The following is a 16,273-nucleotide window of genomic DNA, read 5'->3' as shown; positions in this document are numbered from 1 at the left end:
TAACCCACCGCACGGAGACGCGCATGACGACTCGAGCCACTCGTTCACAGCGGCGACGCACGGTCGTCGCCCTCGCGGTGATCCTCATGGTGCTCGGCGCCTTCGTGTTCCGCCTCGTGGACATCCAGGTGGTGCACGCCGACGACCACGTCGCCGAGGGCGTGAACACCGGCAACCTCGGCTCGACGCAGGTGATCGCCGGTGCGCGCGGCGACATCACGGACGCTGACGGCACCGTGCTCGCCTCGAGCGTGACGGTGTACGACGCCGAGCTGTCCCCGGTGCTGATCCGTCAGTTCGAGGAGCAGACCGACAAGCGCAAGAAGCCGAAGCTCGACTGGGCAGAGGCCAGCGAGCGCATCGCCCGCATCGCCGGCCTCACCGCCGACGACCTGCGCGGCAGGCTCGCCCAGAAGCTCGCGGAGGATCCGGACTCCCAGTATCTCGAGCTCGCCCGCGGGCTGAGCACGGAGCAGTACCTCGAGCTGCGCGCGCTGAAGGCCGACCAGGGGCTCGCGTACATCGCGATGACGCCGCGGTCGGTGCGGGTGTACCCGAACGGCGCCGTCGCCGGCAGTGCGCTCGGCTTCCTCGACGGGTCGGGGACAGCCCAGTACGGCGTCGAGCTCATCGCCGACGAGTGCCTCACGCCCGAGAACGGCGAGATGACCTACCTTCGCGGGCAGGGTGGTGTGAAGATCCCCGGCAGCGAGCAGATCACCCCGGCCACCGACGGCGGCACGGTGGAGCTCACCATCAACAGCGACCTGAACTGGTATCTGCAGCAGATGCTCGCCGAAGAGGTGCAGAAGCAGGGCGCGCAGAGCGGCACGGTCACCGTCGTCGAGGTGAAGACCGGGAAGATCCGCGCCATGGCGGAGGCGCCCACCGTGGACCCCAACGATGTCGACGGTGTGCCGGCGAACCTGTGGAAGTCGCAGATCTTCACCCACACCTACGAGCCCGGTTCGACGTTCAAGCCGATCACCGCCGCGACGCTGCTCGAGGAGAAGGCGGTCACGTCCGACACCACCGTATCGGCGGCCAGCCGGGAGCGCTTCCCGAACGGCGCCAACATCGGCGACGCGTTCTCGCACCCGCGCTACGACTACACCCTCGCCGGCGCTCTCATCGACTCGTCGAACGTGGCACTGTCGAAGTTCGGCACGATGGTCGCGCCCGAGACCCGCTACGAGTACCTGAAGAAGTTCGGTGTGGGTGAGAAGACCGACATGAACTGGCCCGCCGAGGAGCCGGGCGGGGTGGCACCGCCCGAGAAATGGGACAACCAGTCGCTGTACGCCACCACCTTCGGGCAGGCGTTCACCGTCACGCCCGCGCAGGTGGTCAGCGCCTACCAGACCCTCGCGAACGACGGCGAGCGGATCGGCCTGAGCCTGATCGAATCCTGCACCGACAGCGACGGCGAGGTGCACCGGACGCACACCGAGCGCGAACGCGTCGTGTCGGCTGACACCGCCGCGCAGGTGCGCCGCATGCTCGAGAACGTGGCCGTGCAGGGCGGGCTCGCCGACACGGTCGCCGTTCCGGGGTACCGGATCGGCACCAAGACCGGCACCGCGCAGACGCCGGACGGACACGGCGGATACAAGGCGGGGGTGTACGAGACGAGCATCCTCGGGGTGGCTCCGATCGAGGATCCGCAGTACGTCGTGATGGTCACTCTCGACGAGCCGACTAGGATTACATCATCCGCGGCCACTGCGCCTGCTCTGCAGAAAGCGCTCACCCAGGTGCTCAAGACCTACCGCGTCGCCCCCTCTTCGCAGCCCATGGACGAGCTGCTCCCGAAATTCGACTAGCCGGCATCCCGCCGCGCAAGGAGATGCAACATGATCGCCCTTCCGCTCGGCGAGATCGCCGAGATCCTCCGCGGCGAGCTGCGCCTGCACGCCGCCGACACGGCTGACACCGTCGTCGACGGTCTCGTCGACACCGACTCCCGCGAGATGAGCCCGGGCGCGATCTTCGTCGCCAAGCCCGGTGAGACCACCGACGGGCATCGCTTCGTGCCGACCGCCGCCGAGGCCGGGGCCGTGCTTGCCATCGTGGAGCACCCCGTCGAGGCGCCGATCACGCAGATCGTCGTGGCCGACGCCGTCGCCGCCCTGGCGGATCTCGCGCGAGAAGTGGTCGCGCGCGTGCGCGCCGCCGGACGGCTGCGGATCGTGGGCATCACCGGGTCGAACGGCAAGACCACGACGAAGAACTTCCTCGCGCGCATCCTCTCCGACGAGGGTGAGACGGTCGCTCCCGTCCGCTCGTACAACAACGAGGTCGGCGCGCCGCTGACCATGCTGCGCGTGACACCGGACACCCGTTACCTGGTCAGCGAGTTCGGCGCCGCCGGACGTGGCAGCATCGCGCGCCTCGCCGGTCTCGTCGAGCCCGACGTCTCGGTCGTGCTGATGGTCGGCCTGGCACACGCCGGGGGATTCGGCGGCATCGAGCAGACCGCGCTCGCGAAGTCCGAGCTGGTGTCCGCGGCACGCGCAGACGGCACCGCCGTGCTGAACGTCGACGACCCGCGGGTCTGGGCGATGCGCCGCATCGCCGAGGAGCGGGGCATGTCGGTGGTCGGGTTCGGTCAGCATCCGGATGCCGAGGTGCGCGCCGACCGCATCGAGGTGACGTCCGACGGCACGACCGCGGCCGTCATCGCCGACGGCGAGGAGATCCCGCTGCGGCTGCAGGTGCTCGGCGCGCATCACTCGAGCAACGCCCTCGCCGCGATCGCGGCGGCCCGCGTGCTCGGCGTGCCGGTGCGCCAGTCGATCAGCCGTCTGGAGACGGTGCGGATCGCCGAGCGCTGGCGCATGGAGCCGATGGGCTCCGACCGCGTGCGGATCATCAACGACGCCTACAACGCGAGCCCCGACTCGATGGCCGCGGCTTTGCGCACCCTCGCGCAGATCTCCGGCCCCGGCGAGCGGACGGTCGCCGTGCTCGGCGCGATGAGCGAACTCGGCGAGACGGCAGGGGAGGAGCACGACCGCATCGGGCTGCTCGCCGTGCGGCTGAACATCCAGCGCATCGTGGTCGTCGGGGCGGACGCGCGGCGTCTGTACCTGGCCGCGGTCGGCGAGGGATCGTGGGACGGCGAAGCCGTTCATCTGCCCGACCAGGACGCGGCGTTCGAGTACCTGAGAGGCGAGCTGCGCGACGGGGATCGGGTGCTCGTGAAGTCGTCCAACTCCGCCGGGCTCCGGCACCTCGGCGATCGTCTGGGAGAATCGTTCTCGTGAGGTCTTTGTTGATGGCGACTGCGATATCGCTCGCCTTCTCGCTCTTCCTGACCCCGGTCTTCCTCAAGGTGTTCCGCCGGATCGGCTGGGGGCAGGTCATCCGCACCCCGGAGGACATCGCCAACCCGAGCCACGAGGCCAAACGCGGCACGCCCACGATGGGCGGCGTGATCTTCATCCTCGGCACGATCGTCGGGTACTTCGCCGGGAGCTTCTTCGGCGGCACGACTCCCGCCCTATCAGCCATCCTCGTGCTGTGGCTGATGGTCGGCTTCGGCATCGTCGGCTTCATCGACGACTACATGAAGGTGCGCAGCCAGCGCAGTCTGGGGCTCTCGGGCTGGCGCAAGGTCGTCGGCCAGCTGTTCGTGCTCGTGCCGTTCGGCATCGTGGCGCTGAACTTCCCGAACCGCCTCGGCCAGTACCCGGCCAGCGGCTACGTCTCGCTCTTCCGCGACATCTCGTGGCTGAACCTGTTCGCCTTCGGGGCGGTGCTGGGCTGGATCCTCTACCTGATCTGGGTGTCGGTGATCGGAGTCGCCACGTCGAACAGCGTGAACCTGACCGACGGGCTCGACGGCCTCGCCGCGGGAGCGGGCGTCTTCGTCGTGGGTGCCTACAGTCTCATCGCGTTCTGGCAGTTCAAGCAGTCATGCGTGGGATCGCTGATGGCGCAGGCCGGATGCTACGAGGTGCGCGAACCGCTCAACCTGGCGACGGTCTCGGCCGCGTTCGCCGGCGGGCTGGTCGGATTCCTGTGGTGGAACGCCCCGAAGGCGAAGGTCTTCATGGGCGACGTCGGCTCGATGGCGATCGGCGGTGTCATCACCGCCATGGCGATCCTGACCCGCACCGAGCTGCTGCTGCTGGTCATCGCCGGCATCTTCGTGCTGTCGTCCGGGTCGGTCATCCTGCAGCGCGCCTACTTCAAGATCACCCGCGGCAAGCGGCTGTTCCTGATGAGTCCGTTCCATCACCATCTCGAGATGCGCGGCTGGGCCGAGGTGACGATCGTCGTGCGGCTGTGGATCATCGCCGGGCTGCTCGCGGTGTCGGCCGTGGGACTCTTCTACGTCGACTGGCTGATCCAGGCATGAGCGCCAGGCTCGACTCGCTCACCAGCTGGCACGCCGACTGGTCGGGGCTGCGTGTTGCCGTGCTCGGTCTGTCGATGACGGGGTTCTCGGCTGCCGACACCCTCACCGAGCTCGGCGCCGACGTCCTCCTGCTCTCGGAGAGCGCGTCGGACGAGTACGCCCGACTCGTCCCCGTGATCGGCGCGCGCCTCGAACTCGGCTCGCTGGCGGAGGTGCCCGCGGCGCTCAGCGACTTCGCTCCCGATGTCGTCGTCGCCTCTCCCGGGTTCCCGCCCTCGCATCCCGTGATCCGCTGGGCACAGCAGAACGGCATCGCCCTGTGGGGCGATGTCGAACTGGCGTGGCGGGTGCGCGACAAGGTGCTGCGCGCCGACGGGACTCCGGCCGAATGGGTGCTGATCACCGGCACGAACGGCAAGACCACGACGACCCGGCTCACCGCGACTCTGCTGCAGGCGGGCGGCCTGCGCGCCGCGCCCTGCGGCAACATCGGCATCCCGGTGCTCGACGCGGTGCGCGATCCCGGCGGCTTCGACGTGCTCGTCGTCGAGCTGTCGAGCCACCAGCTCTGGTACATCGGGCAGTCCGCCGCGGCGGGGCAGCTCGTGCCGCACGCCGCCGTCTGCCTGAACCTCGCCGACGATCACCTCGTCTGGCACGGCAGCGCCGACGCGTACCGCGAGGCGAAGTCGTTCGTGTACCGGCACACGAAAGCGGCCTGCGTCTACAACAAGACCGATGCCGCGACCCTGCGCATGGTCGAGGAGGCGGACGTCACCGAGGGCGCCAGAGCGATCGGCTTCGATCTCGGCACCCCCGGACCCAGCGATCTGGGCGTCGTCGACGGGATCCTCGTCGACAGGGCCTTCCACGACGACCGCCGGCACAGCGCCCTCGAGCTCACGACCGTCGCCGAGCTGCGCGCGGTCGGGCTCGACGCGCCGCACATCGTGCAGAACATCCTCGCCGCGTCCGCGCTGGCCCGCTCCCTCGACGTCGCGCCGTCAGCCATCCACGACGCCCTGCAGGGCTTCGCGCTCGACGCGCACCGCATCCAGCTGATCTCCGAGCACCGCGGCATCCGCTGGATCGACGACTCCAAGGCGACGAACCCGCACGCCGCAGCGTCGTCGCTGCGCGCCTACCCGGGTGCGGTGTGGGTCGTCGGCGGAGATCTCAAGGGCGTCGACCTCGCCGAGCTCGTCGCCGGTGCCGGCCGCACGGCCGCCGCCGCGATCGTCATCGGTGTGGAACGCGAGCCCGTTCTCGCGGCATTCGAGCGACACGCATCGCAGGTGCCCGTCTTCGAGGTCGTCCCCGGTGAGACTGGGGAGGTCATGGATCGCGTCGTGGAACTGGCGACGGGGATCATCGACGGCGAGGGGACGGTTCTGCTGGCCCCTGCCGCGGCATCCTTCGACCAGTTCTCCAGCTACGCGGACCGAGGAGAGCGCTTCGCGCAGGCGGTGCGCGCATGGATCGAGCGATCCGGATCGTAGACGGGGAGGGCGGATGACGCAGACGACCAGCCCTCCGCGCACCGGCGAGCGCGGTCTCGCCGCCCGAGTCCTGCTCGGCAGGCGGTTCACGCCGCCGACCACGGAGTTCGTGCTCATCGCCTCGACCGCGCTCGTGCTCACCGTCTTCGGGTGGGTCATGGTGCTCTCGGCCACCAGCGCGCGGGCCGACCCCTGGGACGGCGCGCTCAAGCAGGGGATCTTCGCCATGCTCGGCATCCCGCTGATGCTGCTCATCAGCCGGATGCCCGTCGCCTTCCTCGGCCGGATCGCCTGGCCCGCGCTGATCGGCGCCACCGCGCTGCAGCTGCTCGTGTTCGTGCCGAGTCTGCGTGTGTCGTCTTACGGCAACACGAACTGGGTGAACATCGCGGGATTCCAGCTGCAGCCGTCCGAGTTCCTCAAGCTCGCCCTCGCCCTGTGGATCGCCTTCGTCCTGCTGCGCAAGCGCGCACGCCTGGGCATCTGGCACCACGTGTTCATCCCGGTGGTGCCGGTCTCGATCATGGTCATCGCCACGGTGCTCGGCGGTTCCGACCTCGGAACCGCGATGATCCTCGTGCTGATCGTGCTCGGGGCCCTGTTCTTCGCCGGCGTCAAGCTGCGGCTGTTCATCCTTCCGCTCATCGGCGGTGTCGTGGCGGTGCTCGGCTACGCGCTCACCAGCGACAACCGGATGCGCCGCATCCTGTCGGCGTTCGATCCTGAGTCGTGCGACCCGACGAGGGAGTGCTACCAGGCGGTGCACGGCATGTGGGGGATGGCCAACGGCGGCATCTTCGGCGTCGGGCTCGGCAATTCGCAGGAGAAGTACGGCTGGCTGCCCGCCGCCGAGAACGACTACATCTTCGCGATCGTCGGCGAGGAGCTCGGCCTGATCGGCTGCGTTCTGGTGCTCGCCCTGTTCGCCGTGTTCGCGGTCGGCGTCTTCCGCATCGTGCGCCGCTCGGCCGATCCCTTCGTGCGGGTCGCCGCCGGCGGCATCGGGGTGTGGATCCTGGGTCAGGCGCTGATCAACATCGGCGTCGTGCTGCGCGTGTTCCCGGTGATGGGCGTGCCGCTGCCGTTCATGTCGCAGGGCGGCACCGCGCTCATCTCGGTGCTCGCCGCCTGCGGCGTGCTGCTGGCGTTCGCGCGCACGCTCCCGGCCGCGAAGGCCGACGACCCCGCTCAGCCGACGCGCGGACGAGGCGCGGCGGCGCAGGGTAGGGTCACCAGGTGACTTCGTACCTCCTCGCCGGCGGTGGCACCGCCGGCCACGTCAACCCGCTGCTCGCCGTCGCCGATCTGCTGCGCGATCGCGCCGACGGCGACGTGCTGGTGCTCGGCACGAAGGAGGGGCTCGAGGCGCGTCTGGTTCCTGAGCGCGGTTACGAACTGCTCATCGTCGACAAGGTTCCGTTCCCGCGTCGCCCCGACGGCGCCGCGATCGTGTTCCCCGCACGCTTCCAGCGGGCGGTGTCGCAGGTGCGCCAGCACATCCGCAGCCGCGGCGTGGACGTGGTGGTGGGCTTCGGCGGCTACGCCTCCGCCCCTGCGTACGTCGCCGCCCGGCGCGAGCGCGTGCCGTTCGTGGTTCACGAGGCGAACGCCAGACCCGGCCTGGCGAACGTGCTCGGCGCCCGCACCGCAGCCGCGGTCGGCGTCGCCTTCGAGGGCACGCCGCTCAAGCGCGGCGAGGTCGTCGGCATGCCTCTGCGTCGCGAGATCGTCGATCTCGACCGCCGGGCGACGCGGGCCGAAGCGGCCGCGCACTTCGGTCTGGATGCCGATCGCCCCGTTCTGCTCGTCTTCGGGGGATCACTGGGGGCGCTGCGACTCAACGAGGCGTTCGCCGGCTCGTGGGCCGATGTGCTCGCCGCGGGCTGGCAGCTGCTGCACGCCACCGGTGAGCGCAGCGACCTGGTCGATCCTGACGTGCCGGGCTACGCGATGCGCCGCTACATCGACCGCATGGACCTCGCGTTCGCGCTGGCCGATCTGATCGTCTCCCGCTCGGGCTCGGCCACGGTCAGCGAGGTCAGCGCCCTCGGCATCCCCGCCGTGTACGTGCCGTACGCGGTCGGCAACGGCGAGCAGCGACTCAACGCGGCATCCGCCGTCGAGGCGGGGGCCGCCGTTCTGCTCGACGACGCGACCTTCGACGGTGACGTCGTGCGCGAGAAGATCGTCCCGCTGCTCGGCGACCGCGCCCGCATCGACGCGATGGCTGCCGCAGCCGAGCGCATCGGCTCGCGCACGGGAGCAGAGGACCTCATCGCGCTGATCGATCGCGCACTCGCCGAAAAGTAGACTGGGAGCGACATGATCAGACCCGACCTCTCCCTTCCGATCCCCGAGACCATCACCTCCGCGCACTTCATCGGCATCGGCGGATCCGGCATGAGCGGGCTCGCGAAGATGTTCCTCGACGCGGGCATCCGCGTCTCCGGCTCCGACCGCGCCGACAGCGCCGGCCTGCGTTCGCTCGCGGCCGCGGGGGCGACCGTGCACGTGGGGCATGACGCCGCCCACCTCGGCGACGCCGACACGGTGATCCACACCGGCGCGATCTGGCCCGAGAACCCCGAGTTCGTCACCGCGAAGCATCGCGGACTGCACGTGATCCACCGCTCGCAGGCGCTGCACTGGCTGATCGGCGGCCGTCGCCTCGTCTCCGTCGCCGGAGCGCACGGCAAGACCAGCTCGACCGGCATGCTCGTCACCGCCCTGCACGCACTCGGCGCCGACCCGAGCTTCGTCAACGGCGGCGTGATCGAGCAGCTCGGCGTCTCGAGCGGCACCGGGGCCGACGAGCTGTTCGTGATCGAGGCCGACGAGTCCGACGGCACCTTCCTGCTGTACGACACGGCGATCGCGCTGATCACCAACGTCGACCCCGACCACCTCGACTTCTTCGGTTCGGAGCAGGCGTTCTACGACGCCTTCGTCCGCTTCGCAGACCGGGCACGCGAGGCGGTGGTGATCTCGAGCGACGATCCCGGAGCGCAGCGTGTGCGGGCCGGCCTCAGCCACCGCAGGGTCGTCACATTCGGGCACGCGGCCGACGCGGATCTGCGCATCGACGACATCGTCACGACCGGGGGTGTGTCCGCGACCCTGGTGCACGGAGGCGAATCGGAGCGGATGCGGCTCGCCGTGCCCGGCGCGCACAACGCGATCAACGCCGCCGGCATCGTCGCCGTGCTGCTCACGCTCGGCCACGGCCTGACCGAGGCGGTGCGCGCGGTGGAGGGCTTCGCGGGGACCGTGCGCCGGCTCGAGCTGCACGGCGAAGCCCGCGGGGTGCACGTGTACGACGACTACGCGCACCACCCGACCGAGGTGCGCGCCGCCCTCGAGGCGATGCGCGGGGTCGCCGGATCCGGCCGCCTCATCGCGATCCAGCAGCCGCACACGTACTCGCGCACCCAGCACATGTTCCGGGAGTTCGCCGCGGTGCTCGAGGAGCTCGCCGATCACACGGTGATGCTCGACGTCTACGGCGCGCGCGAGGATCCGGTGCCCGGTGTCACGGGAGAGCTGGTCAGCGGTGCGTTCGCCGACCAGGCGAACGTGCACTACGTGCCGGACTGGCAGGAGGCGGCCGACTACACGGCCCGCATCGCCCGCGACGGCGACTGCGTGGTGACGCTGGGCTGCGGAAACGTGTACCAGATCATCCCGCAGGTGCTCGACGCGCTGCGCCGCCCCACCGAGGACTGACATGCGGCGCCCGGCACCGCTTCCCGCATCGCCCGAGGAGCCGACCCCGGGAGATGATCCCGATGTCGCGTCGCCCGAACCCCGCCGGCGCCCTCTGCTGCGCTTCGGCGGCGCGGGGGAGCGGGATGCCCGTGGGCGGGAGTCCGGAACGGCGGATGCCGACCCGGCTGCCGATCCGGGTTCCGTCGGCGGCCACGCGGCCGACGAGCACTCTGTGACCGCGGTGATCGCGGGGGAGGTCGAGGACGCCGCGCCCTCCGTCGTGCGCAGCAGCGAGGTCTGGCGCGCCGCACGCGCGCGCCGCAAGGCGCTGCGCGCGGAGATCCGCCGCTTCACGCAGCGCTCCCGACGGCGCCGAATCGCCGTGTGGGGGACGGTGGGCGCTCTGGTCGCCCTCGTGCTCGGCAGCGTGATCGCCGCGTACAGCCCGCTGTTCGCCGTCGACGAGATCACGGTCGCCGGAGCGACGAGCGTCGACCCCGCCGTCGTGCAGCAGTCGCTGGCCGATCAGATCGGCCGGCCTCTCGCCCTGGTCGACACCGGCAGCGTCAGATCGGCGCTGGCGGAGTTCCCGGTCATCGAGTCGTACGCGCTGGAGATACGCCCGCCGCGCGAGCTGCTGGTGCGCATCGTCGAGCGCACGCCGGTGGGCGCGATCCGCGACGGCGACGCGTACTCGGTGGTCGACGCCGCCGGGGTGGTGCTCTCGTCGAGCGAGGAGCGGCCCGAGGGCACACCCGAGCTCGAGATCACCGGCGGCCTCGGCTCGACCGCGTTCCACAGTGCGGGCCTGGTGATGAGATCGCTGCCGGCCGACTTGCGCGCGACAGTGACCGAGGTGAGGGCGACGTCGGGCGACGACGTCACACTCAGCCTGGCCGACGGCAAGACCGTGGTGTGGGGGAGTGAGAGCGATTCGGCACGCAAGGCCGCGGTGCTGGTGCGATTGATCGCCGCCGCGCCCCAGTCCAGCACGTTCGACGTGTCGTCTCCGACCGTTCCGGTCGTGGGTTGAGAGCAGATCGCGGCGACACGCCGTGTCGGTGCGCGCGCACGTCGATGTTGCGCATACCGTCGTTGACGAGAACGCAATACCGGGAAACAGTTTAACCCTCTCGTTGAGGTTTAAGGTTTATCCCTCGTCAGGCTCGAATAACGGAGGCCGGCCATGAGCCAGAACCAGAACTACCTCGCCGTGATCAAGGTCGTCGGCGTCGGCGGTGGCGGCGTCAACGCCGTCAACCGCATGATCGAACTCGGACTCCGCGGAGTCGAGTTCATCGCCGTCAACACCGATGCGCAGGCGCTGCTGATGAGCGACGCCGACGTCAAGCTCGACGTGGGTCGCGAGCTCACTCGCGGGCTCGGTGCAGGAGCCGATCCCGAGGTGGGTCGCCGGGCAGCCGAAGATCACGCCGAGGAGATCGAACAGGCGCTCACCGGAGCCGACATGGTCTTCGTGACCGCCGGAGAGGGCGGCGGCACCGGCACCGGCGGCGCGCCCGTCGTCGCGCGGATCGCGAAGTCGATCGGCGCGCTGACCATCGGCGTCGTGACCAAGCCGTTCTCGTTCGAGGGACGTCGTCGCCAGAGCCAGGCCGAGGCCGGCGTCGCCAAGCTGAAGGAAGAGGTCGACACCCTCATCGTGGTGCCGAACGACCGGCTCCTCGAGATCAGCGATCGCGGCATCTCGATGATCGAGGCCTTCGCCACCGCCGACCAGGTGCTCCTCGCCGGTGTTCAGGGCATCACCGACCTGATCACCACGCCCGGGCTCATCAACCTCGACTTCGCCGACGTGAAGTCGGTCATGCAGGGTGCCGGTTCCGCTCTGATGGGCATCGGCTCGGCGCGCGGTGCCGACCGTGCCATCAAGGCCGCCGAACTGGCCGTCGAGTCGCCGCTGCTGGAGGCGTCCATCGAAGGCGCTCACGGCGTGCTGCTGTCGATCCAGGGTGGATCGAACCTCGGCATCTTCGAGATCCACGATGCCGCCGACCTCGTCAAGGAGGCCGCGCACCCCGAGGCGAACATCATCTTCGGAACGGTCATCGACGACACCCTCGGCGACGAGGTGCGCGTCACGGTGATCGCCGCCGGCTTCGACGGGGGCGAGCCCGCCCCGCGGCTGGAGCCGATGGTGATCGAGCGTCCGGCCGCCGATCCGCTGCCCGAGGTGCGCCTCGACGAGAAGGTCGCCGCGGAGCGCCCGGAGCCGGTCAGGCCGCCCGTGACGCCCGCACCGGTGGCATCCAGCATCGAGCCGGCGTTCTCGGACGACGACATCGACATCCCCGAGTTCCTGAAGTGACGCTCCGCGCGCGGCTGTCGGCGATAGACGAGCGCGTCGCCGACGCCGCGCGCCGGGCAGGCCGGGATCCGGGTGAGATCACCCGAATCGTGGTGACGAAGTTCCACCCCGCCTCCCTGGTGCGCGAGCTGCACGAGCTCGGCGTGACGGATGTCGGCGAGAACCGTCAGCAGGAGATGACGGCCAAGCGTGCCGCCCTCGACGGGCTGGACGTGCGCTGGCACTTCATCGGGCAGGCGCAGACGAACAAGGCCTCCGCCATCCGCCGGGATGCCGACGTGGTGCACTCGGTCGACCGGGTGAAGCTCGCCGACGCGCTGCACCGGGCGGATGCCGAAGGTGACCCGCTGGACGTGCTCGTGCAGGTCAATCTCACCGAGGATGCAGGGCGGGGCGGCAGTGCCGTCGGCGACGCCGAGGCGCTGGCGGAGCACGTGCTCACGCTCCCGTCGCTCCGGCTTCGGGGGATCATGGCCGTCGCTCCGCTCGACGAGGAGCCGTCGCGTGCCTTCGCCCGGCTGCGCGGCGTCGCCGATCGCATCCGCGCGCTCGAGCCCGGCGCCGGCTGGATCTCAGCCGGGATGACCGGAGATTTCGAAGCGGCGATCGACTCCGGCGCGACACACCTGCGGATCGGTTCCGCAATCACAGGACCCCGCCCCGACCGGGGTTAGCCTTTCAACCAGACCAGCCCGAACGTTCGAACCGGAGGACACGATGGGTAACCCGCTGAAGAAGACCATGGTGTATCTCGGCCTCGCCGACGAGGAAGAGGTCTACGAGGAGGAAGTCGCGCAGACGCCGGCTCGAGCCTCCCGAGACAAGCACGAGACGCCCGAGCGAGACGAGACCGCACCCGCACCCGTCACGCCTCTGCGTCGCCCGACGGCCGTGCGTCAGCCGGCAGCGGGCGCGGTCAACGAGATCCTCACCGTGCACCCGAAGCAGTACCGCGACGCGCAGATCATCGCCGAGAACTTCCGCGAGGGCGTGCCGGTGATCATCAACCTGTCGCAGATGAGCGATGCCGATGCGCGCCGTCTCATCGACTTCGCCAGCGGACTCTCGCTCGGCCTGTACGGCCGCATCGAGCGCGTCACGAGCAAGGTCTTCCTGCTCTCGCCCGAGAACATCGCGGTGTCCGGACAGGGCGGACTCGCGCAGGCGGACTCCGCCTCGTTCGACTCCTGACCCGTGGGAGCGATCCTCAGCATCGTCGGCGGCATCGCCGAGCTGGTGCTGACGCTGTACGTTCTCGTGCTCATCGCGAGACTCGTGCTCGAGTACATCCCGATGTTCAACCGGTCCTGGCGACCGAAGGGTGCCGGGCTGGTCGTCGCCGAGGTCGTCTACACCGTCACCGACCCGCCGATCCGCTTCTTCCGCAGGCTGGTCCCGCCGCTGCGCATCGGATCCATCGCGCTTGATTTCGGGTTCATGCTGACCATGCTCAGCGTGTTCATCCTGATGACGGTCATCCGCGCTCTCACCTGAGCATCTGAGCAGGCGTGCATCGCGTCGCTCAGCCTGGGGGACTATGCTTGGCTCCCAGACGCGCGCCCCGGGTACGCGTCGAATGAACCACACCGCCGGCTCTCAGCGACTGGCAACCGAACTCATCGAAAGAGGAGCCACCCATGGCACTTACCCCGGATGACGTCGTCCACAAGGAGTTCCAGCACGTCCGATTCAAGGACGGCTTCGACCCCGAAGAGGTCGACGACTACCTCGACGAGATCGTCGTTGAATGGCGCAAGACCATCGAGGAGAACAACGAGCTGAAGGCGAAGCTCGCAGCGTTCGAGTCCGGCGAGAACGCTCCGGCTGCTGCCGCCACGCCGACGCCCGCTCCCGCCGCGGCCACCGAGGGCTCGCCCACGGGCACCTCCGCCGGCATCATCGAGCTCGCCCAGCGTCTGCACGACGAGCACGTCGCCGAGGGTGAGGCCAAGCGCAAGCAGCTCATCGAAGAGGCCGAGACCGAGGTCGCCCGCATCCGCACCGAGGCCGAGGCGAAGCAGCGCGAGGAGTCGGCACGACTCGAGCGCGAGCGCAACATGCTCGAGGGTCGCATCACCGAGCTCCGCGAGTTCGAGCGCGACTACCGCGGCAAGCTGCGCGCGATGATCGAGGGTCAGCTGCGCGACCTCGACCAGAAGTCTTCGACGGACTCGACTCCCGTCTCCGCCATCGGCCTGTAGGTCACTCTTGGCAGGACGTCGTCCCCTTCGTCGGTCGGCGGCCGGCACCATCGTCGCTTCTCTCGCGGCGATCGTGCTGGCCGCCGATCAGTTTGTGAAGCACCTCACCATCGAGAACCTGCCCAAGCACGAGGCCGTGCCGGTGCTGGGCGAGTTCCTGCAGCTGTACTACGTCCGCAACTCGGGCGCCGCGTTCTCGATCGGCTCGAGCATGACGTGGATCTTCACGATCGCCATGGCCGTGGTGGTCGGGGTCATCATCTGGAAGACCGTCGAGGTGCGCTCACGACTCTGGGCAACTGTTCTCGGTCTGCTGCTCGGCGGGGTGCTCGGCAACCTCACCGACCGCCTGCTGCGCGAACCCGGGTTCGCCGTCGGCCATGTCGTCGACATGATCTCGATGCCCTGGATGATGCCCGCGATCTTCAACGTCGCCGACATCTTCATCGTCTCCGGCATGATCTCGGTCGCCCTGCTGGTCGTGTTCGGTCTGCGCCTCGACGGCACGCGAGAGCGTGATCACGCGACGACTCCGGATGACGCGACGAGTCCGGACGACGCGACAGCGGACGGCACCGACGACGCGACCGCGTCCGCGGGGATCTGACCGTGCAGTCTCGCAGCCTTCCCGTCCCCGACGGGCTCGACGGACAGCGCGTCGACGCGGCGCTGGCGAAGATGCTCGGGTTCTCACGCACCTTCGCGGCCGAGATCGCCGAAGCGGGCGGCGTCACCCTCGACGGGGCCGCGCTCGGCAAGTCCGATCGCCTGCGCGCGGGCGGCTGGCTCGACGTGACCTGGGCGCCGAAGGAGGCGCCGAGGATCGAGCCGATCCCGGTGCCGGAGCTCGGGATCGTGCATGACGACGACGACATCGTCGTGGTCGACAAGCCGACCGGGGTCGCCGCCCACCCGTCGCTCGGCTGGGAAGGGCCGACCGTCGTCGGCGCTCTCGCCGCCGCGGGCTTCCGAGTCGCGACCAGCGGAGCGCCCGAACGGCAGGGTGTCGTGCATCGTCTGGATGTGGGCACCAGCGGTCTCATGGTCGTGGCGAAGACCGAGAGCGCCTACACCGTCCTCAAGCGCGCCTTCAAGGAGCGCACGGTCGAGAAGATCTACCATGCGGTCGTGCAGGGGCATCCGGATCCCCTGACGGGCACGATCGACGCGCCGATCGGTCGCCACCCGAACCACAGCTGGAAGTTCGCCGTCGTACCCGACGGCAAGCCGTCGGTGACCCACTACGAGACGCTCGAGGGCTTCCCCGGGGCTTCTCTGCTCGAGATCCATCTCGAGACCGGCCGCACGCATCAGATCCGCGTGCACATGGCCGCGCATCGGCATCCCTGTGTCGGCGATCCGCTCTACGGCGCCGACCCGACCCTGTCGGCGAGACTGGGCCTCACCAGGCAGTGGCTGCACGCGCATCAGCTCGCGTTCACGCATCCGGCGACCGGACAGTGGGTGCAGTTCGAGTCGCCGTACCCTGCAGATTTCCGGCACGCGCTCGACGTGCTGGACCCGGGACGCGAATGGGACTGATCCGACTCGATCTCAGCGCCTGACGCGACCGCCGCGGAAGGTCGCCGGGTCGTCCTCCGCCATCGCCAGGGCGATCTTGCGCAGATGCGCATCGTCGACCTCACCCATGGCCGCGAGGTCGTAGAAGCCCACCTCGGTCAGCTCCCCGTCGGCGGGATGCGGGTCGCCCGACACCCACGTGCAGCGGAAGACGAGGTCGAGGTAGTCGACCTGATCGCCGTTGGCGTAGGTCACGCGGGGCATCTGCTGCACCAGCGCGAGCCGGTCGACCGAGACGACGACGCCCGCTTCCTCCAGGCACTCGCGGGCCGCGGCATCCGCCGGCTCCTCACCGGGTTCGACGATGCCCGAGATCGCCTGCCACGCGCCGTTGTCGGCGCGCCTGCCCAGCAGCACCTTCTCATCGCGGAAGACGATCGCCGTCGCGCCGACCAGCGAAAGCGGTGCGGTGCCGATGCGCTCGCGAAGGGCGAGGACGAACTCGGGAGTGGCCATGTGCTCCAGCGTATCGACGGCGCACGTCATCGGCGCAGGCGAACGAACCGAGGTAGGACGAAATCACGTGGATCCTCCTGCTCCGGTGCGTTCTCCTGCCTGCGGACAGCGCTCACGCAGCCGGCCGCCTCAGCGTATC

16 protein-coding genes are annotated in these 16,273 nt (G+C 69.6%); 15 read left to right on the top strand and 1 reads right to left on the bottom strand.

The annotated features are described in order from the left end of the window. The first annotated feature begins 23 nt into the window (after window positions 1–23). The 15 genes from ACWIDW_RS03985 (at window position 24) to ACWIDW_RS03915 (ending at window position 15,639) form a co-directional block, all read left to right on the top strand. On the top strand, window positions 24–1,823 hold the full coding sequence (locus ACWIDW_RS03985; protein WP_454123117.1) for a peptidoglycan D,D-transpeptidase FtsI family protein: 1,800 nt from the start codon (window positions 24–26) through the stop codon (window positions 1,821–1,823). A gap of 30 nt (window positions 1,824–1,853) precedes the next feature. Then, entirely contained in the window at window positions 1,854–3,266 is a 1,413-nt protein-coding gene (locus ACWIDW_RS03980; protein WP_454123116.1) for a UDP-N-acetylmuramoyl-tripeptide--D-alanyl-D-alanine ligase, read from the top strand. Further along, window positions 3,263–4,363 (top strand): phospho-N-acetylmuramoyl-pentapeptide-transferase, encoded by a 1,101-nt coding sequence (gene mraY / locus ACWIDW_RS03975; RefSeq protein ID WP_454123114.1) that lies wholly within the window; start codon window positions 3,263–3,265, stop codon window positions 4,361–4,363. Before ACWIDW_RS03980 ends, mraY begins: the two co-directional genes overlap by 4 nt. After that, window positions 4,360–5,862 carry a UDP-N-acetylmuramoyl-L-alanine--D-glutamate ligase gene (gene murD / locus ACWIDW_RS03970; RefSeq protein WP_454123112.1) on the top strand — a complete coding sequence of 501 codons (1,503 nt, stop codon included), beginning with the start codon at window positions 4,360–4,362 and terminating at the stop codon, window positions 5,860–5,862. The genes mraY and murD overlap by 4 nt, the downstream gene beginning before the upstream one ends. Before the next feature lie 13 nt (window positions 5,863–5,875). Beyond that, window positions 5,876–7,102 (top strand): peptidoglycan glycosyltransferase FtsW, encoded by a 1,227-nt coding sequence (locus ACWIDW_RS03965; RefSeq protein ID WP_454123110.1) that lies wholly within the window; start codon window positions 5,876–5,878, stop codon window positions 7,100–7,102. Further along, window positions 7,099–8,172 (top strand): UDP-N-acetylglucosamine--N-acetylmuramyl-(pentapeptide) pyrophosphoryl-undecaprenol N-acetylglucosamine transferase, encoded by a 1,074-nt coding sequence (locus ACWIDW_RS03960; protein ID WP_454123108.1) that lies wholly within the window; start codon window positions 7,099–7,101, stop codon window positions 8,170–8,172. The genes ACWIDW_RS03965 and ACWIDW_RS03960 overlap by 4 nt, the downstream gene beginning before the upstream one ends. Window positions 8,173–8,184: 12 nt before the next feature. Beyond that, a complete protein-coding gene (murC, locus tag ACWIDW_RS03955) occupies window positions 8,185–9,585 on the top strand; it encodes a UDP-N-acetylmuramate--L-alanine ligase (protein ID WP_454123106.1) in 1,401 nt (466 codons plus the stop codon). Window position 9,586: 1 nt separating this feature from the next. After that, on the top strand, window positions 9,587–10,600 hold the full coding sequence (locus tag ACWIDW_RS03950) for a cell division protein FtsQ/DivIB (RefSeq protein WP_454123104.1): 1,014 nt from the start codon (window positions 9,587–9,589) through the stop codon (window positions 10,598–10,600). 153 nt (window positions 10,601–10,753) lie between these two features. Continuing rightward, on the top strand, window positions 10,754–11,896 hold the full coding sequence (gene ftsZ, locus ACWIDW_RS03945; protein ID WP_454123102.1) for a cell division protein FtsZ: 1,143 nt from the start codon (window positions 10,754–10,756) through the stop codon (window positions 11,894–11,896). Next, window positions 11,893–12,570, top strand: a complete 678-nt coding sequence (locus ACWIDW_RS03940; RefSeq protein WP_454123100.1) for a YggS family pyridoxal phosphate-dependent enzyme — start codon at window positions 11,893–11,895, stop codon at window positions 12,568–12,570. The genes ftsZ and ACWIDW_RS03940 overlap by 4 nt, the downstream gene beginning before the upstream one ends. A 43-nt stretch (window positions 12,571–12,613) precedes the next feature. Next, window positions 12,614–13,087: a cell division protein SepF gene (locus ACWIDW_RS03935; RefSeq protein WP_454123098.1), complete on the top strand. Its 474-nt coding sequence runs from the start codon at window positions 12,614–12,616 to the stop codon at window positions 13,085–13,087. Between the two features lie 3 nt (window positions 13,088–13,090). Beyond that, window positions 13,091–13,390 carry a YggT family protein gene (locus ACWIDW_RS03930; protein WP_454123096.1) on the top strand — a complete coding sequence of 100 codons (300 nt, stop codon included), beginning with the start codon at window positions 13,091–13,093 and terminating at the stop codon, window positions 13,388–13,390. 143 nt (window positions 13,391–13,533) lie between these two features. Beyond that, window positions 13,534–14,097 (top strand): DivIVA domain-containing protein, encoded by a 564-nt coding sequence (locus ACWIDW_RS03925; protein ID WP_454123094.1) that lies wholly within the window; start codon window positions 13,534–13,536, stop codon window positions 14,095–14,097. A 7-nt stretch (window positions 14,098–14,104) separates the two neighbouring features. Continuing rightward, window positions 14,105–14,704, top strand: a complete 600-nt coding sequence (gene lspA, locus ACWIDW_RS03920) for a signal peptidase II (protein ID WP_454123092.1) — start codon at window positions 14,105–14,107, stop codon at window positions 14,702–14,704. Between the two features lie 2 nt (window positions 14,705–14,706). Next, window positions 14,707–15,639, top strand: coding sequence for an RluA family pseudouridine synthase (locus tag ACWIDW_RS03915; RefSeq protein ID WP_454123091.1), 933 nt, complete (start codon window positions 14,707–14,709; stop codon window positions 15,637–15,639). A gap of 12 nt (window positions 15,640–15,651) precedes the next feature. On the opposite strand, the gene ACWIDW_RS03910 is transcribed toward ACWIDW_RS03915, so the two are convergent. Then, window positions 15,652–16,134, bottom strand: a complete 483-nt coding sequence (locus ACWIDW_RS03910; protein ID WP_454123089.1) for an NUDIX hydrolase — start codon at window positions 16,132–16,134, stop codon at window positions 15,652–15,654. Between the last annotated feature and the right edge of the window lie 139 nt (window positions 16,135–16,273).

Source organism: Microbacterium sp. NPDC055312, assembly GCF_053645675.1.
This window is presented reverse-complemented; position numbering and strand designations above follow the sequence as displayed.